Origin of the sequence: Acidovorax facilis (genome assembly GCF_023913775.1) — a bacterium.
Taxonomy (GTDB): domain Bacteria; phylum Pseudomonadota; class Gammaproteobacteria; order Burkholderiales; family Burkholderiaceae_C; genus Acidovorax; species Acidovorax facilis.
This window is the reverse complement of the sequence record NZ_JAMXAX010000112.1, coordinates 1-19,650: the sequence shown is the minus strand read 5'-3', so window position 1 is coordinate 19,650 and position 19,650 is coordinate 1. Positions and strand designations below refer to the sequence as shown.

At 60.4% G+C, this 19,650-nt stretch carries 16 protein-coding genes; 10 read left to right on the top strand and 6 right to left on the bottom strand.

The genetic code is table 11. The annotated features are described in order from the left end of the window. Nucleotides 1-420: 420 nt before the first annotated feature. The 4 genes from mtgA to NFX52_RS23095 all read right to left on the bottom strand — a co-directional run bounded on the left by mtgA (nucleotide 421) and on the right by NFX52_RS23095 (nucleotide 5,071). Nucleotides 421-1,155, bottom strand: coding sequence for a monofunctional biosynthetic peptidoglycan transglycosylase (gene mtgA, locus NFX52_RS23110; RefSeq protein WP_055394917.1), 735 nt, complete (start codon nucleotides 1,153-1,155; stop codon nucleotides 421-423). A 29-nt stretch (nucleotides 1,156-1,184) separates the two neighbouring features. After that, nucleotides 1,185-2,033 (bottom strand): shikimate dehydrogenase, encoded by an 849-nt coding sequence (aroE, locus tag NFX52_RS23105; protein ID WP_055394915.1) that lies wholly within the window; start codon nucleotides 2,031-2,033, stop codon nucleotides 1,185-1,187. A gap of 69 nt (nucleotides 2,034-2,102) precedes the next feature. Continuing rightward, nucleotides 2,103-2,963, bottom strand: coding sequence for an energy transducer TonB (locus tag NFX52_RS23100; RefSeq protein WP_055394913.1), 861 nt, complete (start codon nucleotides 2,961-2,963; stop codon nucleotides 2,103-2,105). 32 nt (nucleotides 2,964-2,995) lie between these two features. Next, complete coding sequence (locus NFX52_RS23095) at nucleotides 2,996-5,071, bottom strand: ribonuclease catalytic domain-containing protein (protein WP_055394927.1); 2,076 nt, start codon at nucleotides 5,069-5,071, stop codon at nucleotides 2,996-2,998. 94 nt (nucleotides 5,072-5,165) lie between these two features. Between NFX52_RS23095 and NFX52_RS23090 the strand changes: the two genes are divergently transcribed. After that, complete coding sequence (locus tag NFX52_RS23090; protein WP_055394925.1) at nucleotides 5,166-6,746, top strand: PglL family O-oligosaccharyltransferase; 1,581 nt, start codon at nucleotides 5,166-5,168, stop codon at nucleotides 6,744-6,746. Between the two features lie 41 nt (nucleotides 6,747-6,787). On the opposite strand, the gene NFX52_RS23085 is transcribed toward NFX52_RS23090, so the two are convergent. Then, complete coding sequence (locus NFX52_RS23085) at nucleotides 6,788-7,372, bottom strand: YqiA/YcfP family alpha/beta fold hydrolase (RefSeq protein ID WP_055394911.1); 585 nt, start codon at nucleotides 7,370-7,372, stop codon at nucleotides 6,788-6,790. 110 nt (nucleotides 7,373-7,482) lie between these two features. Between NFX52_RS23085 and NFX52_RS23080 the strand changes: the two genes are divergently transcribed. The 9 genes from NFX52_RS23080 (at nucleotide 7,483) to NFX52_RS23040 (ending at nucleotide 17,989) form a co-directional block, all read left to right on the top strand. Further along, nucleotides 7,483-9,921 carry a serine/threonine protein kinase gene (locus tag NFX52_RS23080; RefSeq protein WP_055394923.1) on the top strand — a complete coding sequence of 813 codons (2,439 nt, stop codon included), beginning with the start codon at nucleotides 7,483-7,485 and terminating at the stop codon, nucleotides 9,919-9,921. Nucleotides 9,922-9,957: 36 nt separating this feature from the next. After that, nucleotides 9,958-11,130: a rod shape-determining protein RodA gene (gene rodA, locus NFX52_RS23075; protein ID WP_055394909.1), complete on the top strand. Its 1,173-nt coding sequence runs from the start codon at nucleotides 9,958-9,960 to the stop codon at nucleotides 11,128-11,130. Between the two features lie 129 nt (nucleotides 11,131-11,259). Continuing rightward, nucleotides 11,260-11,598 carry a YegP family protein gene (locus tag NFX52_RS23070; protein WP_055394907.1) on the top strand — a complete coding sequence of 113 codons (339 nt, stop codon included), beginning with the start codon at nucleotides 11,260-11,262 and terminating at the stop codon, nucleotides 11,596-11,598. 256 nt (nucleotides 11,599-11,854) lie between these two features. Next, nucleotides 11,855-13,339 carry a metalloprotease TldD gene (gene tldD / locus NFX52_RS23065; RefSeq protein WP_055394905.1) on the top strand — a complete coding sequence of 495 codons (1,485 nt, stop codon included), beginning with the start codon at nucleotides 11,855-11,857 and terminating at the stop codon, nucleotides 13,337-13,339. A 9-nt stretch (nucleotides 13,340-13,348) separates the two neighbouring features. After that, entirely contained in the window at nucleotides 13,349-14,353 is a 1,005-nt protein-coding gene (locus NFX52_RS23060) for a sialate O-acetylesterase (protein ID WP_082437304.1), read from the top strand. A gap of 91 nt (nucleotides 14,354-14,444) precedes the next feature. Continuing rightward, entirely contained in the window at nucleotides 14,445-16,274 is a 1,830-nt protein-coding gene (locus tag NFX52_RS23055) for a carbamoyltransferase family protein (protein ID WP_055394901.1), read from the top strand. Between the two features lie 5 nt (nucleotides 16,275-16,279). Continuing rightward, nucleotides 16,280-16,693 carry an SxtJ family membrane protein gene (locus NFX52_RS23050; protein ID WP_207401998.1) on the top strand — a complete coding sequence of 138 codons (414 nt, stop codon included), beginning with the start codon at nucleotides 16,280-16,282 and terminating at the stop codon, nucleotides 16,691-16,693. Then, nucleotides 16,693-16,845, top strand: a complete 153-nt coding sequence (locus NFX52_RS23045) for a DUF5989 family protein (RefSeq protein WP_176886993.1) — start codon at nucleotides 16,693-16,695, stop codon at nucleotides 16,843-16,845. The genes NFX52_RS23050 and NFX52_RS23045 overlap by 1 nt, the downstream gene beginning before the upstream one ends. A 4-nt stretch (nucleotides 16,846-16,849) precedes the next feature. Further along, the gene (locus tag NFX52_RS23040) at nucleotides 16,850-17,989 is read left to right on the top strand and encodes an SGNH/GDSL hydrolase family protein (RefSeq protein ID WP_156358607.1); all 1,140 of its coding nucleotides are present in this window, start codon (nucleotides 16,850-16,852) and stop codon (nucleotides 17,987-17,989) included. A 179-nt stretch (nucleotides 17,990-18,168) separates the two neighbouring features. On the opposite strand, the gene NFX52_RS23035 is transcribed toward NFX52_RS23040, so the two are convergent. Continuing rightward, a complete protein-coding gene (locus tag NFX52_RS23035) occupies nucleotides 18,169-19,008 on the bottom strand; it encodes a hypothetical protein (RefSeq protein WP_252635835.1) in 840 nt (279 codons plus the stop codon). Between the last annotated feature and the right edge of the window lie 642 nt (nucleotides 19,009-19,650).

Below are 19,650 nucleotides of genomic sequence, written 5' to 3'. Positions count from 1 at the left end.
TGCAGGGCTATCAACATGGCTTCACTCCCTGGGTGGATTGCAAGGACTCTATCAACTCCTTTAGAACCGCTCGCGCCATGAAGAGTGGATAGCGTTTGAAGTCTATGCAATCGTCCGGGATGTGACAACTACCCATTGTTTTCTAAACGGTTTCTCGAAGTGCTCATTGAAGTGCTGTTCGCATGCTTCGCAAAAAAGATGCTCTCGGATTCCTTGTTGAAGCGGCTTCCAGCCCTTGCTACCGAACCCATTTATTCCCATCATGTGTCCCTTCTCGTTGTAGAGATTGGAGTACAGGGATTCAGGGACGATGTGGGAATTGCGTAGAACTCTTTCGTTGTTACAGAGGCGGCATATGGGCATTTCCCGGTCCTGTTAATGACTTTGTAATAACGCTGTCTGCACTTCAAGTCGTTCTTTTCACGGCAGTTCCGCACTCCCCATCCGCCCCAAAATCGTCCGCGTCCTTCCCGCCAGATACGCCGACCCCGGCGTCTTCTCAAACCGCTTGGGTGCGGGCAGCATCACCGCCAGCCGCGCGGCTTCCGTGGCGCTCAGGCGCGAGGCGCTTTTGCGGAAGTAGTGCTGCGCGGCCGCCTCGGCACCGAACACGCCTTCGCCCCATTCCACGCTGTTCAGATAAATCTCCAGGATGCGCTGCTTGCTCAGCAACTGCTCCAGCAGCAGCGTGAGTACAAATTCCTGCCCCTTGCGCAGCAGCGTGCGTTCGCCGGATAGCAGCAGGTTCTTGGCCAGTTGCTGCGTGATGGTGGAGCCACCCCGGATCTTGGGGGCGCGCACGGGGCGGTCGGGGGCACGGGCCTGGGCTTTGTTGGCCAGGGCCTCGGCCTTGGCGTTGCGCTCCCAGGCTTTTTCGATGGCATTCCAGTCCACGCCGTCGTGGCTCACAAAGCCATCGTCTTCCGAGGCGATCACGGCGCGCTTGAGCTGGTCGGAGATGCTGGCGTAGGGCATCCACTGCTGGCGCCAGGGGACGTTGCCTTTGGTGGTGAGCAGCGTCCAGGCCTCGGAGCGCTGAAAGCTGGTGGATTCGGGGTCGATGACCACCATGGCCGCGATACGGACCACAAAGAACAGCTGCAGCGCCACGAAGGCGAGCACCACCAGTCCCAGCCAGCGCAGCACGGCTTTCATCGCGGTGTGTCTCCTCGTGTGGGGTGTTGTTATTTGGATGAGTTGGCCTGCTGCATTTCCTGCAGCACCTGGGCCGACGGCGGGCGCACGCCGCGCCACAGCAAGAAGGCTTCGGCGGCTTGCTCGACCAGCATGCCCAGGCCGTCACGCGGAACGGCGCCGTGCTGGCGGGCCCAATCCAGAAAACCCTGCGCGGCGGGGCCATACATCATGTCGTAGGCCAGGCAGCCGGGGCGCAGCACGCTGGCGGACACCGGCACTTCGGCACCGGCCAGGCTGCTGGCCGTGGCATTGATAATGACATCAAAATTGGCCTCTAGCGCTTGTGGAGTAAGCGCAATAAGCTCTGATTTTTGTAGCAATGCAAGCGCACTGTGCGACTGCACCAGGGCCTGCGCCCTGGCCAGCGTGCGGTTGGCCACCGTGATGTGGCGGGCTCCTGCCAGCAACAACGGGCCCAGCACGCCCGCAGCGGCGCCACCGGCGCCTACCAGCAGCACATCGCGTCCCGCCAGCGACACACCCGCGTTGCGCGTGATGTCGGCCACCAGGCCCAGGCCGTCGGTGTTGTCGGCATAGATGCTGCCGTCGGTGCGGAAGGTGAGGGTGTTGGCCGCACCGGCCAGCTGCACGCGCTCGCTGCATTCGGTGGCGAGAAGTGGTGCGTCGGTTTTGAACGGAACCGTCACGTTGCAACCGCGCCCGCCCTGGGCCACAAAGTCCCGCACGCCCTGGGCAAAACCATCCATGTGCACCAGGCGGCGTTCGTAGGCGATGTGCTCCCCCGTCAGTTCGGCAAAGCGGGCGTGGATGGCGGGCGAGCGGCTGTGCGCCACCGGATTGCCCATCACGCAGTACAGGTCGGCGGCTTGGCTCATGGGTAAAAAATCGTGCGGTATGAAAAAAGGCGGGTTGGCAGGGCCGCCGCGGGCAGGGCCTGGTGGCGACTAGCGGACGCTGGTCTCCAGCGTCTGATCGCGCGTGAACTTGAAGCGCGCCACCATGGCGATCTGGTCGGCCTTCTTGCGCATGTCGGCGCCAAACGCGCCAAACGGGCCGGCAGCCCGGGCAATCGCCTCGGCGCGCCGGTCCAGCGTGGGGTTGCCTGAGCCTTGCACCACCTCGGTGTCGAGCACGCGGCCGTCGTGGTTGACGGTGACGATCATGGTCAGCTCGCCATACAGCTTCTTGCCGCCCTGTTCGGGGAAGTTTTCGGTGCCCTTGTCTTCCACCTTGCGGCGCAGGCCGTCGTAATAGATGGCGTAGGCCTCTTCGCGCGTGGCGGGGCTGATGTAGCGCTTCTTGGGGCGCGAGTTTTCTTCGTTGATGCGCTTTTCGATCTCGGCGAGCAGCTTGACGAGCTGGCGGCGCTTTTCCTGCTCGTTGGCCTGCTCGGCGCTCTGGCTGGCCTGGCGCGGATCGGGCTCGGGCATGGTGGCCAGCTGCTTGCGCAACTGGGCCAGCAATTGCGCCTGCTGCTCCTGCATTGCATCCATCTTACGCTGGGCTTCTTCGTAGTCGTCGCCCACCGTGGTCAGCGCGGTGTAGGGCAGGGGGCTGGTGGCGCGGCCCTTCTCGGCATCGCCGCCGCCGGCCAGATTGGCCTGGGCAATCGCCTGGGCTTTGTCGGGGCGCTCGTTGGACTTGGCGTTGACCAGGATGACTTCGAGCGGCGTGTCCTGGAACACGCGGTTGAAGCCCTCGGGGTCGATGAAACGCACCGAGATGAGCGCGGCATGCACGGCCACCGAGATGCCCAACGCGAGCTGCAGCGTGCTGAAGGTGCGGAGGAAGGCAGGGAGTTTCATCGCCAGCAATTATCAGGGGCTGTCAGGGGGAATCAGGCGGCCGGTGCTGCCGCAGCGGCTTCGGCGGGTGCCTCGTTCACGTCCACTGCAATGGCAATCGGTCCGGCCACGGTATCGTCGTCCTCGGCATCGTCCACCGGGCCGTCGTCGCTGGTGTCGGCCGGGTCATCCAGGCGCTCGATCACGGTGCCATGGATATCGAGGGTGATCTCGTCCACCTCGCCCAGCTTGACCTTCAGGCGCGCGCCGCGCGGCAGGTTCTGCGCGCCCAGCACGGGGAAGACCAGCGGAATATCGTCTGCACGAACGAGGAAGCTGCCGCCCGGGCCTTCCTTGAAGACGGTGACGTTGAGCTCAGTGATGCCGTTCTGCTCCACATATTTGAGCGTCCAGAACCGTTCCATGCCCGCCTGGTAGCCGTTGTAGGCGCTGTAGGCGCCGTCAAAGCTGCTGATGATGGAGAACAGGTCGGCGTCCTTGGGCTTGAAAGGCGCGGCCAGCGCAGCGGTCTTGCCGTGGCGGGCGCAGGCAATGATTTGCCACTGGTTGACCAGGTCGGTGTAGCGGCGCAGGGGCGACGTGGCCCACGAATACGCTTTGACGCCGATGCCCGCATGCGGCAGCGCCTTGGTGCCCATCCGCACCTTCACGCCCGGCGCCATGCTGGCCTGGCTGCGGTAGATGCCGGGCACTCCCAGCTCGGCCATCCAGCTGCCCCAGGTGCTGTTGGCCACAATCATGGCCTCGGCCACGATCAGGTCGAGCGGCGCGCCGCGCTGGCGCACGCTGATCTGCACTTGTTCATCGCCCGTGGGCTCGGCACCGTTGTTGCCGACCAGGCGGAAGTTGTAGTCCGGCCGGTTGAAGTTCTCGGGCTTGCCACGCACCACTTCGCGGCGGGCTTTGAGGTCCTTGGCAAGGCGGTGCAAAAATGATAGCTGGTGGCGCAGGTCAGACAAGCGCTGGGAGTCGTTTTGATGCTCGAACGCCGGGTTGGAGAGCCATTCTTCTGTCACCACGCTGTCGAGCTGGTCGTGGCGCAGGTTGGCAACCACATGCACGCGCTCCAGCCTGGTTTCAGAGCTTTTGAATTCCAGCGTGGCTTCATCGATGGTGACGTACAGCGACACGGCCGGGTTGGCTCGGCCTTCGTCCAGCGTGTAGGTCTGCACCACATCATCCGGCAGCATGGTGATCTTGTAGCCCGGCATGTACACCGTGGACAGGCGCGCGCGGCCGAGCTGGTCGATGGCGCTGCCGGGCTGGATGGCCAGGCCCGGCGCGGCGATGTGGATGCCCAGCACCACGGTGCCCGTGCCCAGGCCCTGCACCGACAGCGCATCGTCGATTTCGGTGGTCTGCGAGTCGTCGATGGAGTACGCCTGCGCGGTGGACAGCGGCAGCTCGTCCGCAATGGCGGGTGCGGTGACGGCGGGAAAGCCCGTGCCCTTGGGGAAGTTCTCGAACAAGAAGCGCTTCCAGTGGAACTGGTAGGCCGAATCGATGGCGCCCGCCTTTTGCAGCAGGTCGAGCGGCGCGGTGTGCGTGGCGCGGCTGGCGTCCACCACGGCCTTGTACTCGGGCGCGTTCTTGTCGGGCTTGAACAGGATCTTGTAAAGCTGGTCGCGGATGGGCTGCGGGCATTCGCCCCGTCCCAGCGCGGCGGCCCATTCGTCGATTTGAGCGAGGAGGGCCTTTTTCTTCTCGATGGCGGCCAGCGCCTGCTGCAGGATCTCGGCCGATGCCTTCTTGAACCGGCCCTTGCCCGCACGGCGGAAGTAGTGGGGCGCGTCGTACAGGCGGAACAGCGCACCGGCCTGCTGGGCCAGGGTGGCGTTTTCAGAGAAATAGTCCCGCGCCAGGTCGGCAAAGCCGAACTCGTCTTCGGGCGCGAACTCCCAGGCCAGGTCCAGCTCAATGGTTTCGGCCACGGCCTGGGCCTGGGCGATCAAGTCGGCAGGCGAGGGTTTCTCGAATTTCAGGAGGATGTTGGCGGCCTTGACCTTGACCCGCTTGCCCGAGTCGAGCTCAACCTGGGCGGATGTATCGGCTTCGGACAGGATACGACCGGCCATGAACTTGCCGGCTTCTTCAAACAATGCGTGCATGGGCGGCATTGTCCCATGGGTGCCGAGCCGGTCCGACGGCCCCGGGCCTGCCCCTATGATCCAGGGCTTTGCACGATGGCCCGGTTCTTTCGACATGTTTTTTGATGCCATTGCCGTTCCGCTGGCCATGCTCGCAGTGGCTTTGCCGTTTCTGTTTGCCGTCACTGACTCCCCAATCGCCAACTTCTGGCCGCTGATCGCGTCCTGGGTGTGTGGGGCGGTGCTTTTGCTGCTGGCAGCCGGGTGGGCACGCGCCGGGGTCGCGCAGCGCAGGGGGCCTGCGGGCTGGGGTTGGCTGCTGGCGGGTGGGCTGGGGCTGGCCGCGCTGGTGGCCAGCGTCATCGGGCTGGTGCAGTACGTTGCTGGCGATGTGGGCCTGGGGCCCTGGATTCATGCCTCGGTGCCGGGCCAGGCGGTGGGCAACCTGCGCCAGCGCAACCAGCAGGCCACCCTGCTCAGCCTGGGCGCGTGGGCCTGGCTGTGGTGGACGCTGCATGCCCGGCCACAAGGCAACGCGGACTTGGCCGGGGCGGCCACCAGCCCAGGCCGCGCACTTTCCACCGGCGTATGGGGCGTGCTGACCGCCGTGGCGCTGATGTGGATCGCCGTGGGCGGGGCCGCCACAGCGTCGCGGACCGTGGTGGTGCAGTGGCTGCTTGTCCTGGTGCTTCTGGTCGTGTGGCGTGGCGCGGGCCGTGGCGAGGCGCTGCGTCTGGGTATCGCAGGGTTTGCGGTTTTTCTGGTGGCCGCCTGGGTGTTGCCCGAGGCGCTGTGGAAGTTCCAGGGCGTGCGCGCAGATGCCTTGTTCCACCGTTTTACGGACGGATCGCACAGCTGCACCAGTCGGCGGGTGCTGTGGTCCAACGTGCTCACCCTGATTGCGCAGAAACCGTGGCTGGGCTGGGGCTGGGGCGAATTGGACTACGCACACTACATCACGCTGTTCCCGGGCGAGCGCTTTTGTGTGCTGCTGGACAACGCGCACAACCTGCCCCTGCACCTGGCCGTAGAGCTGGGCCTGCCCGCTGCCGTGGCGTTGTGCGGGGTCGTCGTGGCAGGGTGCCTGTGGGCCCGGCCTTGGCGCGAAACCGAGCCCGTGCGCCAACTGGCCTGGGGCGTGCTGGCGATCATCGGACTGCACAGCATGCTGGAATACCCGCTGTGGTACGGGCCGTTCCAGGTGGTGGCCTTGCTCTCGGCGGCGATCCTGGTCTGGCCCCGGCGCGACGAAGCATCGGATGGGCGCGCGTGGCCTGCGGGGGCTGCAGCGCTGGTGGCCGCCCTGGCAGTCCTGGGTGCCTGCGGCCTTGCCGCCTGGGACTACCACCGCGTGAGCCAGCTTTACAAGCCGGGGGCGCAGCGGGCTGCCGCGTACCGTGAGGACACGCAGGCCAAGGTGTCCCATTCGCTGCTGTTTTCGGGCCCGCTGGACTTTGCGCGCCTGACCACCACGGGGCTGACCCGCGACAACGCAGCGCGCATGAACGCCCTGGCCCAGGAGCTGCTGCATTACTCCCCCGAGCCCCGCGTCATTGAAGTGCTGGTTGAAAGCGCCGTGATGCTGGGCAAGGACGACGAAGCGGCTTTCCACATGAAGCGCTACCGTGCAGCCTACCCCGACGACTATGCCCGCTGGATGGGGGCGGGTGGCACCCGGGCATCTCAGGCACGTTGAAGAGGTTCTGATGCGCTGGTGCCCCCGGCGCCCGGGTGATGTCAGGCCAGAGCCAGGAACTCCGTCACCTGCGGCAGGTAGTCGCTGAAATTGGCGAGGGCGTGTTCTCCCCCCTCCTGCACCACCAGCCGTGCCTGCGGGTAGCGCGCCACCATTTCACGCCAGTCCAGCACCTCGTCGCCCTTGGCAATGATGGCCATCTCGGGCGCTGCCGGCGGCTGGCCTGCGGTGTCCAGCGCGCGCAGCTCGTCAATGTATTCAGGCTGGAAGTAAAACCGCTCCGCTGGGTCGTGCCAGGTGGTCTGCTCGCCGATGTACCGCGCAAGGTCACGCGCCGGGTGCACGGCCGGATTGAGCATCACGCTGGGGCAGCCCTTGTGCTGCGCCACCCAGCTGGCGTAAAAGCCACCGAGCGAGGAACCGATCACCGCCATTGCTGCTCCGCGCCACGGGGCAATGCCCTGCGCGACCAGTTCCATCGCCGCTTTGGGGGAGGGCGGCAGCTGGGGGCACCAGAAGGTGACACCCGGGTGGTGCTGCGCCACATGCGCGGCCATCTGCCGCGCCTTGGCAGACTGGGGCGAAGAGCGAAAGCCGTGAAGGTACAGAAGGTGGGTGGTGGTCATGGAGGGGGAAAACGACAGGGCAGGGGAATCACTGCTGTGAAAGGGGTGGCCGAGACATAAGATGCATGGCATGGGCACCACGCGGTGGGCCCGCTGCCTTGATCCCCACCATGACTGATTTTGCCCCGCTTTCCACCGCCAAACGCTGGGCTTTGGGATCCACCGACAAGCCTCCCACGTCGCTGGGCCGCTTTGAACTGAAAAAGCTGCTGGGCCGGGGCGCCCAGGCCACCGTGTGGCTGGCGCTGGACCCGCGTCTGCAGCGCGAGGTGGCCATCAAGCTCATGCGCCCCGTGGAGGACCAGGACCCGTCGGTGCTGGAGCACTGGCTGCGCGAAGCCCGGCATGTGGGGCGCCTGGCGCACCCCTTCATCGTTCCGGTGTTTGAGGCCGATGTGCAGGGCCGCCAGCCCTACATCGTGTTCGAGTACGTTCCAGGCAAGACGCTGGCCGAGCATCTGGCGCAGCAGGGGCGCTGCACGCCGCACGACGCAGTGGCGCTGATGGTGGATGTGCTGGATGGCCTGCAGGCCGCACACCAGGCCGGCATCGTGCACCGCGACCTCAAGCCTTCCAACATCATGATCGACACCCAGCGCCACGCGCGGGTGATGGACTTCGGCATGGCGGCGCCGGTGCAGGCTGTGCCGGATTCGCAGCTGGCCAGTGGCACCCCGGCGTACCTCGCGCCCGAGGCGGCGGCCGGGGCGGCCCCTGCAGCGGCCATGGATGTGTATTCGGCCGCCCTGGTGCTGGTGGAGCTGCTCACGGGCCGGCCACTGATCCACCAGAAGGACGCCTGGCAGGCGCTGTACCGCGTTGCCAACGAAACCCTGGTGCTGCCGGAAGACCTGGGGCCGGGCGTGGACGACGCCCTGCGGGCCATTTTGCAACGTGCGATGGCGCGCGAGCCGGGCCAGCGCTATCCGTCGGCGGCGGAGTTTCGCGATGCCTTGCGTGCCTGGGCCGCTCCGGCCAGCGCGCCCACGGCCGCCAGCAATGCCACGCTCGACTTCCTGCTGCGGCGCATGCGCCACAAAAGCGACTTTCCGGCGCTGTCGGACTCGGTGGCGCGCATCCAGCGCGTGGCCAACTCCGAGGACGACAGCATCAGCGATCTCACACACGAGATCCTCAAGGATGTGGCGCTCACCAACAAGTTGCTGCGCTTGGTCAACAGCGTGCATTTCGCGCATGCGGGCCGGGGCACCATCAGCACCGTGTCGCGGGCCGTGAGCCTGGTGGGCTTCAACGCCGTGCGCAACATGGCACTCAGCCTGGTGCTGCTGGACCACATGCAGGACAAGGCCCATGCAAGCCAGATGCGCGAGGAGTTTTTGCGCGCCATGATGGCTGGCTCGGTGGCGGCGGAGCTGTGCGAGCCCGGCCAGGCGGCTGAAGAGGCCTTCATTGGCGCGATGTTCCAGAACCTGGGCCGCATGTTGTGCGAGTTCTATTTTCCGGAAGAGGCGCGCCAGGTGCGCGCCCTGATGGAGACTGGCCGCGTGGAGGGGGGCGAAGAGTCGGCCGCGCTGCAGGTGCTGGGCCTGGGCTTCGAGGACCTGGGGGTGGGCGTGGCCCGCGTCTGGGGGCTGCCCGAGAGCCTGCAGCGCTGCATGCGCAAGCCCCTGGGCTCGCCCATGCAACGCGCGCCGGAGCAGGGGGTGGAGCGCCTGCGCTGGGTGGCGATGGCTGCCAATGAGGTGGCCAGCACCTTGCTGGCGAGCGATGCCGCGTCGCTGGAAGCCCGCCTGGGCCAGATCGGCACCCGCTATTCCCGTACGCTGGCGCTGTCTCCCGCAGCGATTTCGGAGGGCACTTTGCGCGCCCGCCACAAGCTCGTGGCGCTGGCCGAGGCGCTGGACCTGCGCGTAGCCCCCGGCACGCCTGCGGCGCGGCTGCTGCAGCTGCCCCCGGCGGCCGGTGCCGGGCCCGCGCAGGATGACGCCCTGGGCTCGCACGAGCTGCGGGCCAGCGAAACCCAGCCCTTGCCAGCGGTGCTGGAGTCGCAGGCCAGCGGCGCCGTGTCGGTCGCGCAGGTCAACGAAGTGCTGGCAGCGGGCATCCAGGACATCACCAATGCCATGGTCGAGAGTTTTCAGCTCAACGACGTGTTGCGCATGATCCTGGAGACCATGTTCCGCGCGCTGGGGTTTCGGCGCATGGTGTTTTGCCTGCGTGAGGCACGCACCGATTTGCTGACCGGCCGCTTTGGCCTGGGCGAGGGCAGCGATGCCGCCGTGCGTGCCATGAAAGTCCCGCTCAAGGCGCCGGGCGACCTGTTTGCCGCCGTCTGCCTGCGCGGTGCCGATACGCTCATCAACGACGCGACGGAGCCCAAGATGCAGGCCCGCCTGCCCGAGTGGTACCGCGCGGGGCTCAATGCCCCCTCGTTCCTGCTGCTTCCGCTGCAGATCAAGGGGCAGACGTTTGCGCTTATCTATGCCGACCAGTCCACGGCAGGGGGCATCGTGGTGGACGACAAGGCCCTGGGCCTGCTGCGCACCCTGCGCAACCAGGCGGTGATGGCCTTCCGCCAGGCGGGGTGACGGTGGCGCGGCCCCAAGGGCCGCGATAATCCCGCGATGGCCGTTGTTTTTGAAAAGCCCTCGCTCGCCCAGCGTTTTCTTCCCCTGTTTCGCGGGTTTGACCTGCCGCTCATGCTGGTGGTGGCGTTGCTCGCCTGCGCCGGGCTGGTGGCCATGTATTCATCGGGCTACGACCACGGCACACGGTTTTCGGACCATGGGCGCAACATGCTCATTGCGGGTGCCATTTTGTTCATGGTGGCCCAGGTGCCGCCCCAGAAAATCATGCTGTTCGCTGTGCCGCTGTATGCGGCTGGCGTGGCGCTGCTATTGGCGGTGGCGCTGTTTGGCATCACCAAAAAAGGGGCGACGCGCTGGATCAATGTGGGCATCGTCATCCAGCCCAGCGAGATCCTGAAAATTGCCATGCCCCTGATGCTGGCCTGGTGGTTCCAGAAACGCGAGGGCACCTTGCGCCCGCTCGACTTTGCGGCGGCAGGGCTGCTGCTGGCCGTTCCGGTGGGGCTGATCATGAAGCAGCCCGATCTGGGTACGTCGCTACTGGTTCTGGCAGCTGGTCTGTCCGTCATCTTCTTTGCCGGGCTCTCCTGGAAGCTGGTGCTGCCTCCGGTGGTGCTGGGGGGCGTGGGCATCCTGGCGCTGGTGTTGCTGGGGGACCAGTTGTGCGCGGACGGCGTGCGCTGGTCGGTGCTGCACGACTACCAGCAGCAGCGCATCTGCACCCTGCTCGACCCCACACGCGACCCGCTGGGCAAGGGGTTCCACATCATCCAGGGCATGATCGCCATCGGCTCGGGGGGCATGTGGGGCAAGGGTTTCATGGCGGGTACGCAGACGCATCTGGAGTTCATCCCCGAGCGCACCACCGACTTCATCTTTGCCGCGTTTTCCGAGGAGTTCGGGCTGGCAGGCAACCTGTTTCTGCTGGTCTGCTTTTTGATGCTGGTCTGGCGCGGCCTGGCCATCGCCGCAGGGGCCACCAGCCTGTTCGGGCGCCTGATGGCCGGGGCGGTCTCGATGATTTTTTTCACCTATGCGTTTGTGAACATGGGTATGGTCAGCGGCATCCTGCCCGTGGTGGGCGTGCCGCTGCCTTTCATCAGCTATGGCGGCACCGCCATGGTCACCCTGGGCCTGGCGCTGGGCATCCTGATGTCGGTGGCCCGGGCCCAGAAGCAGGACCCCAAGGACGCTCGGCCTGCCCTATAGCCATAGGCTTCGCTGGGAGATCAGGAACACCTTCCAGGGTCTTTACCCAGGCGTTGCGTGCATGGCGACAAGAGGGTACAAACCGGCAGGCCAACTGTGCCTTGGCCCATGCAACCGGAGGGATTCCCTATGGCGGCGAAGTTCGAGCTGAAGAAGTCGAAGAACGATAAATTTGTCTTCAACCTGTTGGCCTCCAATGGCCAGATCATCCTCACCAGCGAGATGTACGAATCACGGGCCAGTGCACTGAACGGCATCGAATCCGTGCGCAAGAACGCTCCCGACGATGGCCGCTTCGGTCGCCTGAGTGCCAAGGATGGATCGCCCTATTTCACGCTCAAGGCGGGTAATGGCCAGGTGATCGGCCAAAGCCAGATGTATTCCGGTGCCAAGGCGCGCGATGCCGGTATCGAGTCGGTGCAGACCCATGCACCCCAGGCCGCGCTGGACGACCAGACGACGGCCTGAGAGCCTGTTCAAAGTCTTTTTGGAGACCGCATTGGAGTGCGATTGGAATGAGTGGACGCAACGGATGCGCCGCATGGGCGCATGCCCCGGCAAGCAGCCGAGGCGTCAAAGCTCCGAGTTCATCGGCCCGATTTCACTTCAACCCTTCGGGCAAGTGCCTTGCCGGGCGGTCTGCGGCGTTGCGTGGGCGCGTTGTGGCATAGGGCCATGTGCCCCCTTGTCCGGCAGGGTGGGGCTGCGCGCCTAAAATGCCCCGATGACTTTCCGCTCCACCATTGCCGCGCCCCAGCGTGCGGCCACCAGCCAGCGCATCGATGTCGCTCGCGAATTGTTGCTGACCCCTTTCGGGCTTGACGAAAGCCATCTGGCACGGGCACTGGCCGAGATTCGCACCCACAAGGTGGACGATGCCGACCTGTACTTCCAGTACACCCGCAGCGAGGGCTGGAGCCTCGAAGAGGGCATCGTCAAGACTGGTTCCTTCAGCATCGACCAGGGTGTGGGTGTGCGCGCGGTGAGCGGCGAGAAGACGGCGTTTGCCTATTCGGACGACATCTCCGAGGCGTCCTTGTTGGACGCAGCCCGAACTGTAAGGTCTATTTCGGCCGCAGCGCAGGCGAGTAAAGCGCGAGTAGCTCCTAAAAAAGTAGCGGCAGGCCGCAGCCTGTACCCCGGCGTGGACCCCATTGCCTCGCTCGACAGCACCGCCAAGGTGGCCTTGCTGGAAAAGCTGGAGCAGCGCGCCCGCGCCAAGGACCCGCGCGTGGCGCAGGTCATGGCCGGGCTGGCGAGCGAATACGACGTGGTGCTGGTGGCCCGTGCCGACGGCACCCTGGCGGCCGATGTGCGCCCGCTGGTGCGCCTGTCGGTCACGGTGATCGCCGAGCAGAATGGCCGCCGCGAAATGGGTTCGGCGGGCGGCGGTGGTCGTTTCGGCCTGGCCTATTTTGACGACGAGCAGATGGGCAAGTACGTGGACGAGGCCGTGAATGCGGCCCTGGTCAACCTCGAATCGCGCCCCGCCCCTGCGGGCGAGATGACGGTGGTGCTGGGGTCGGGCTGGCCCGGCATCCTGCTGCACGAAGCCATTGGCCACGGGCTGGAAGGCGACTTCAACCGCAAGGGCTCGAGCGCATTCAGCGGCCGCATCGGCCAGCGCGTGGCGGCCAAGGGCGTGACGGTGCTGGACGACGGCACCATCGCCGACCGCCGTGGATCGCTCAACGTGGACGATGAGGGCCACGCCAGCCAGCGCAATGTGCTGATCGAGGACGGCATCTTGAAGGGCTACATCCAGGATTCGCTCAACGCGCGCCTGATGGGTGTGGCACCCACCGGCAACGGTCGGCGTGAGAGCTATGCCCACATTCCCATGCCGCGCATGACCAACACGTACATGCTGGGCGGCGACAAGGACCCGCAGGAAATCATCGCCAGCATCAAGAAGGGCCTGTACGCCAGCAACTTCGGCGGCGGACAGGTGGACATTACCTCGGGAAAATTCGTGTTCTCTGCCAGCGAAGCCTACTGGGTGGAAAACGGCAAGATCCAATTCCCCGTGAAAGGCGCGACCATCATCGGCAGCGGCCCCGAGTCGCTCAAGAAGGTCACCATGATCGGCAACGACATGCGCCTTGACAGCGGCGTAGGCACCTGCGGCAAGGAAGGCCAGAGCGTACCCGTGGGCGTGGGCCAGCCTACGCTGCGTATAGAGGGGTTGACGGTGGGTGGCACGGCCTGAAGAAGGCGGATGCGAAAAGTTGGTGTGGCATTCCGGCAACCCACTCTCCGCCTGCTGTGCAGCATAGTCTGCTTGTGGGGGCTGGCATGTGCGAGCGGCAGCAGCTTCGCTCAGCACTGTCTGGCGGTAGATGCCAACCCATCGGCTCCAGTTCGCAAGCTTTTTGTCATCGCAGGACAATCCAACGCGGTGGGCTTGGCGTCCGTCAGGGACATTACCAGTGGTCCCAATAATTATGTTGAGGAAGATACCGTTTTTCCGAACGTGAAGATCTATGGCGTCTTCAACGCTGGACCTGAAATTGCCGGAAAGGATGATGCAACACATTCCAGCACAGTAAGCTGGAGTCGTTTTGCATCATGGCAGGTGGCACGGCCTGGTTTCGGCTACAAAAATGTGACCCATTACCCGCAGTATTTCCCACAGGGCTCGGGCGCACAAGACATGTTTGGACCTGAACTGTACTTTGCCCGCTACTTGAATGATCGGCCGCCGAAAGACCACTACATTGTAAAACTGGCTGTTTCAAATACTTCGCTGAATCCCACGACCAATGCGGATAGCTGGTCCCCTGGGGGACGATTGTATAAAGAGCTTATGAAAATGATTGCTGAAGCTCACAATTCCAAGCGAACAGAAGTGAATTTGAAGGTGGCTGGCATTTTTTTTATGCAGGGCGAAACCGACGCAATGCATAAAGAATGGGCAAGAAATTACGAAAAAAACCTCAAGGAATTTGTACAACGCTTCCGAGAGGACGTTCAAAGCATGACATGTGCAGAGGCAAAAAATGTCCCAGTCGTCCTTGGAAGAATTCAAAATAATTCTGCGTGGGTGCACGCAAAAATCGTGCGACTTGCTCAGCAAAAGGTAGCTCGCGACGTCCCGCATGTCAGTATTGTGAATACGGATGATCTGTCGGGATGGCTTGATAAGAGTGGTTTGCACTTCAACGAGTATGGTCAGGCCCAGTTGGGTAAGAGGGTTTATCAAGCCTTTTTTCCTCTTTTGTAAAACTTTGAGCAAAACGGAAAATTCGAGAAGCTTCGGATGTGAGCGATATTTTCGTTTTTACGATTAAATAAGATTATCTTTGTGGATTGCAATGAATATATTGGGAATATCTGCGTACTATCATGACAGCGCGGCGGCGCTATTGCGATCAGGCAGGATCATCGCTGCGGCACAGGAAGAGCGTTTCACGCGGAAAAAGCATGATGAACGATTCCCAAGAAATGCAATCCATTACTGCCTGGCGGAGGCAAATGTTCGTGTCCATGAACTGGACTCGATTGTTTTTTATGACAAGCCCATTCTCAAGTTCGAGCGCTTGCTCGATACCTATTTGAGCTATGCGCCCCGCGGCTTTCATTCTTTTGTCATGGCTGTACCCGTCTGGCTCAAGGAGAAGCTGTATCTGAAGAGGACACTCAGGCAAGAGCTTGCCAGCTTGCTTTCCTGCAAGGAGTCGGAACTTCCTCCAATTTTGTTTGCCGAGCATCATGAGTCGCATGCGGCGTCTGCCTTCTATCCGAGTCCCTATGAAACTGCCGCCGTTTTATGTCTGGATGGCGTAGGAGAGTGGGCAACCACATCGGCATGGCTGGGGCAGGGTTCAGAATTGACCCCTTTGTGGCAAATCGATTTTCCGCACTCACTGGGGTTGTTGTATTCGGCGTTTACCTATTATCTAGGTTTCAAGGTGAACTCGGGAGAGTACAAGCTCATGGGCCTTGCGCCCTATGGAAAGCCTGTTCATACCCAATTGATCTGGGATCATCTTATCGACGTCAAGGAGGACGGGAGTTTTCGCCTGAATCTGGATTATTTTGATTATTGCGCTGGATTGCGGATGACCAACCAGAAGTTCTCCGATCTATTCGGGGGGGCGCCCCGAGATCCAGAGAGCGTACCGACCCAGCGCGATATGGATCTGGCAGCGTCCATCCAGGTGGTGACGGAAGAAATAATTATAAAATTGGCTCGGCAGCTCAAAAAAGATACCGGAGCCGATTATTTGTGTCTGGCCGGGGGGGTGGCTCTGAATTGTGTAGCGAATGGGCGCCTTTTGCGAGAGGGAATTTTCAAAGACATCTGGATTCAACCCGCCGCTGGAGATGCAGGTGGTGCATTGGGGGCCGCTTACGCTGCCTACCATACCTATCGCAAGCAACCTAGGGTGTATGTGCCGGGCGTTGACCAGATGCAAGGCTCCTTGCTGGGGCCGCGCTATGAACAAGCTGATATCGTTGAGAAGCTTGATCAACTGGGGGCGCACTACACAGTGGTTGAGCCTAGTAGGCTGTCTGATACCGTTGCAGATCTGTTGGCCAATGAAAAGGTTGTAGGCTGGTTTCAAAATCGGATGGAGTTCGGTCCCCGGGCGCTGGGTGCGCGGTCGATCATTGCGGATCCGCGTTCGAGTGCCATGCAGTCCCAGCTGAACTTGAAAATAAAATTCCGCGAGTCGTTCAGGCCTTTTGCCCCGGCCGTCAAAGAAGAGGCCGCTGCTCGGTACTTCCACTTGGATAGGCCCAGCCCCTATATGCTCTTGGTGGCACAGGTCCACGAGGACATTCAGACCCAGCCGGATGAGTCCTTGCACGGTTTGGCGCAGTTGCATCAGGTGCGTTCGTCGATCCCTGCCGTGACACATGTGGATTATTCTGCGCGCGTACAAACCGTGAGTGAACAAAGTAACCCAGAGTTTTATCAGCTATTGAGTGCCTTCGAACGAAAAACCGGCTGTTCGGTACTGGTGAATACATCGTTCAATGTGCGCGGCGAGCCTATTGTCTGTACGCCGGAAGACGCATTCCGTTGTTTCATGGGAACGGATATGGATTGCTTGGTATTGGGTAACGTACTGCTGTCGAAGGACGCACAAAAGAACGTCAATATCGCCCATCGCAAAGGTGCCCTGGCACTGGACTGACGAAAATGATGAAAAATAACACTGAAGCCGTAGTCGATGCACGTGAACTGCGTAAATTCGGCTATGTCATGGCAGGGTTTTTTGCCCTGGTTTTTGGCCTTTTTGTGCCTTGGTGGTGGTCTCTAAAATGGGCTTATTGGCCATGGGGCGTCGCTGTGGTCTTTCTTGCGTTGGCCCTTTTGAAGCCCTTGGCTTTAGGTATTGTTTACAAATGCTGGATGCGACTGGGTCGAGTGCTTGAATGGGTCAATGTCCGGATTGTTCTGGGTGTTGTCTTCTTTCTGGTTTTTATGCCGTTGGGAATGATCATGCGGCTGCTTGGAAGGGATACGCTGCAAAAAAAATGGGATAAGCAGGTGGCTACCTACAGAGTCAACAAGGTATCTAGAAAAAATAATCACATGGAGCGGCAATTCTGATGTTGGAGCTGATCAAAGAGCTTATTCTTTTCTTCCAGGAGCATAAACGCTACGCACTGATTCCTGTGCTCCTGGTCTTGCTGCTGCTGGGAGCCCTCATTGTGTTTGGGCATGGCTCGGTGTTTGCACCCTTTATCTATACGCTGTTCTAGATCGATGAAGAAGCTCATTTACATTCTTCTTCCTTCACTAGTACTGTGCGCACTTGTGGCTTTGGGGTACTGGGCTGGGCTGTATACGGTGGCTGGCCGGTTCGATAAAGTCATCCGATGGGTGGAGCAAGGGGAAACTTTGGCTGGAGTGCTGGCAGTGACTCCTTTGAAGGATGAGCAGCGCAATCATTACGCACGCGCTTACACCAGTTCTGCGTTGGATATCGGCTCCATTAGTTGGTCTGTCCCTAATCAGCCAACTCCTTTTGTAGGTACTGCCCCATCACCAGGGCAACACCAAAATGCACATATCAACTCTTGGCAGATGCGCAACAGCGAGGAGCTCCAGATGCCGAAGCCGGAGGGGGTCTATCGCATTTTTCTCACCGGTGGCTCCACCGCATATGGATCTGGTGCTCCGAGTCAGGAGCAGACGATTGGCAGCCTGCTGAATGATCTGCTCAACAAGAACCTGTCAAAACCTGGCCTGCGTTATGAGGTGTTTACTTTTGCCAATCCAGCTTGGGCGTCCACACAAGAGCGTATTGCCATTGAAAACTATCTTTCTGAGCTTCAGCCGGATCTGGTGATTTCACTGTCTGGAAATAATGATGTTTTTTGGGCGGATGCGGGTCGAAATGTCCTGTGGTTCAGTGCATTTTCGGATGACTATTTTAAAACTCTGGCAAATACGGGTTTGAAGACGGCTGGCAGAAAGGAACTGCAGGACTTGCCGCAGGCCCGTCCTCTGCCTCAGCCTGTACCTGTGCAGACCGTTGCCTATCGACTTGAAAAGAATGTTCGATTAGGAGCATATGCTCTTCAGGGTGTAGATTGGGTATTTTTCCTGCAGCCTACTCTTTCTGTGTCTAAAAAGTCTTTGAGTTCACGTGAAAAGGATTTCCTCTCCAATTCTAAAGAATATTATGTGCATTGCTATCAGGCAATTGCAGCCAGTCTGTCGGGCGTCAGCTTGAAGAATTTCAAATTTATCGATCTGTCTGGCGTCTTCGACCGCTACGGGGCAGAGGACGACATGTTCCTGGACCAGTTTCATTTTGGGGATAAGGGCAATGCTGTCATTGCTCAAGCTATTCACGCTTCATTAGCTCCGAAAATAGAATCTAGTATGCGGAAGAACTAACTTCCTTGGATTTTTGCAATAGCACTGCACAGGTGTGGTGTCGAGAGAAATTCCAGAATGAATGCTATGCACTTTGATTTTTTGATTAATAGTTAGCAGCGCCTGAATCTCGTTGTTTGAGGCCCGCAATGCTGTAACTTAATCCTGAACTTGCTAACTTAATTCAATCATCCCTTGGTTTAAAATCCGCCATCAAACATCCATACTTTTACTTTGGTTGGACTGTAGAAGTTGCCGCCGGGGCTAGATCTGGCCATTGTTCCAAATATTGAGTCGTCGAGTGGGAAGTATGAATCAGTTAAAAAACTTATGCTTCCATGTTGCACGACTGTAGCGCCAGAGGGTGTTTCTTGTACTAGTTCTCCACGCATTTTGGTCCAGTGCTGTCCTGAGATTAAATGTCCTTGCATTGTCAAACGAACCCAGTAGTACATTCCATGGGTAAGAGTGAAATCGGATTCGGTAATATAGGACGCCGATATAGGGTCGTTTGGTAAGCAGTTGATGGAGGTATTTCCGATTAATGTGCTTTGCATGCAGCGGTTATTGGTTTGGTCCCAAGTGTATGCGGTTTGATCTCCGTTCCACAACTCAAAGCCCAGGCCTTTGGGTGTAAGTATTAATCCGGCGCCATATCTAAAAAGCCATTGCCTACTCGGATGCTCAGGTGAATTTAGAAGTTCTTGGACTGAATTTCTCTGGAAAGGGCAAACTGCAGTTGCTCCAGAAAATTCCCCTTGCGTGAATGCAAGAATGCTATGCTCAGTCAGCGCGCTGGAATTGTATCCTGGGGGCTGCCACTGAAATCTAGCTTGTAGCTGTATAGTACCCCCTTGTTTAAGAGTATTTTGGGATTTTTGCATGTTATCTGGCTTGTACCAGTCGAAATAACAAAAACCGTTTATCTGCAAGGCCGGATGAGTTATATCGTCGGCAATGTAAGATTGAATCTGAGCGCCAGCGCCACCACAAGCGATAAGACTCATCACTGCAAAGCCGGCAAGAATATGCTTGATCATTTGATACTATTTAAAAGTTATGCATTCAAATGTGATGTCCAACACCCTTGATTCCGGTGGGTGAGGGTGGAGTGCTGCAGTCCGTTGAGCCGAAGCTCACAATACACAACCAAGGGTGATCGTACCCACGCCCTCTTTCTTGGGAGGTTGTTAATTTCATCTGCATTCGCATCGAGCTGCTGTCGGCTGTAGCTTCGTCTAGAAGTGATTTGTACGAACAAAGCGGTAAGTGTGCGCTGCGAATCGCAGCTGGATGCAAGGCGTAAAACCCAGCAATAGCCGTAGCTATTGCGAGTATTTGTAATAAAGCAGACCGCAGATGCACACGACGCGGTGAATTGTGCAGAGGATCCCAGGCGCTCAAATGTACGGGACATCGGACCCGGTCCAGATGCTGCCTTGAATCAACGCAATGCCAGATGCTAGATGCCGCTACCGAGACTGTCCCAGAAGCCGACGACAGGTCCGTGGCTCACTCTGATGGCATGTGGCCTCTGCCGCTGGCCACGCTGGCAGGGAGTGTCAGAAAGTTTGTGTGTGAGGCATAGCATGTCGACTTGGAGCATGAATGCCACGCAAGAAGAAAACAGAAGCCCCTACGGGCAATACGGCGCAGCCGCAATTCTCAGCCGCAGCGCTTGA

What these genes read in the sequence shown, in the direction of transcription:
- mtgA (WP_055394917.1), bottom strand. Translation starts at nt 1,155, where the DNA reads ATGAAAGCCGTGCTGCGCTGGCTGGGACTGGTGGTGCTCGCCTTCGTG.
- aroE (WP_055394915.1), bottom strand. Translation starts at nt 2,033, where the DNA reads ATGAGCCAAGCCGCCGACCTGTACTGCGTGATGGGCAATCCGGTGGCG.
- NFX52_RS23100 (WP_055394913.1), bottom strand. Translation starts at nt 2,963, where the DNA reads ATGAAACTCCCTGCCTTCCTCCGCACCTTCAGCACGCTGCAGCTCGCG.
- NFX52_RS23095 (WP_055394927.1), bottom strand. Translation starts at nt 5,071, where the DNA reads ATGCACGCATTGTTTGAAGAAGCCGGCAAGTTCATGGCCGGTCGTATC.
- NFX52_RS23090 (WP_055394925.1), top strand. Translation starts at nt 5,166, where the DNA reads ATGTTTTTTGATGCCATTGCCGTTCCGCTGGCCATGCTCGCAGTGGCT.
- NFX52_RS23085 (WP_055394911.1), bottom strand. Translation starts at nt 7,372, where the DNA reads ATGACCACCACCCACCTTCTGTACCTTCACGGCTTTCGCTCTTCGCCC.
- NFX52_RS23080 (WP_055394923.1), top strand. Translation starts at nt 7,483, where the DNA reads ATGACTGATTTTGCCCCGCTTTCCACCGCCAAACGCTGGGCTTTGGGA.
- rodA (WP_055394909.1), top strand. Translation starts at nt 9,958, where the DNA reads ATGGCCGTTGTTTTTGAAAAGCCCTCGCTCGCCCAGCGTTTTCTTCCC.
- NFX52_RS23070 (WP_055394907.1), top strand. Translation starts at nt 11,260, where the DNA reads ATGGCGGCGAAGTTCGAGCTGAAGAAGTCGAAGAACGATAAATTTGTC.
- tldD (WP_055394905.1), top strand. Translation starts at nt 11,855, where the DNA reads ATGACTTTCCGCTCCACCATTGCCGCGCCCCAGCGTGCGGCCACCAGC.
- NFX52_RS23060 (WP_082437304.1), top strand. Translation starts at nt 13,349, where the DNA reads ATGCGAAAAGTTGGTGTGGCATTCCGGCAACCCACTCTCCGCCTGCTG.
- NFX52_RS23055 (WP_055394901.1), top strand. Translation starts at nt 14,445, where the DNA reads ATGAATATATTGGGAATATCTGCGTACTATCATGACAGCGCGGCGGCG.
- NFX52_RS23050 (WP_207401998.1), top strand. Translation starts at nt 16,280, where the DNA reads ATGATGAAAAATAACACTGAAGCCGTAGTCGATGCACGTGAACTGCGT.
- NFX52_RS23045 (WP_176886993.1), top strand. Translation starts at nt 16,693, where the DNA reads ATGTTGGAGCTGATCAAAGAGCTTATTCTTTTCTTCCAGGAGCATAAA.
- NFX52_RS23040 (WP_156358607.1), top strand. Translation starts at nt 16,850, where the DNA reads ATGAAGAAGCTCATTTACATTCTTCTTCCTTCACTAGTACTGTGCGCA.
- NFX52_RS23035 (WP_252635835.1), bottom strand. Translation starts at nt 19,008, where the DNA reads ATGATCAAGCATATTCTTGCCGGCTTTGCAGTGATGAGTCTTATCGCT.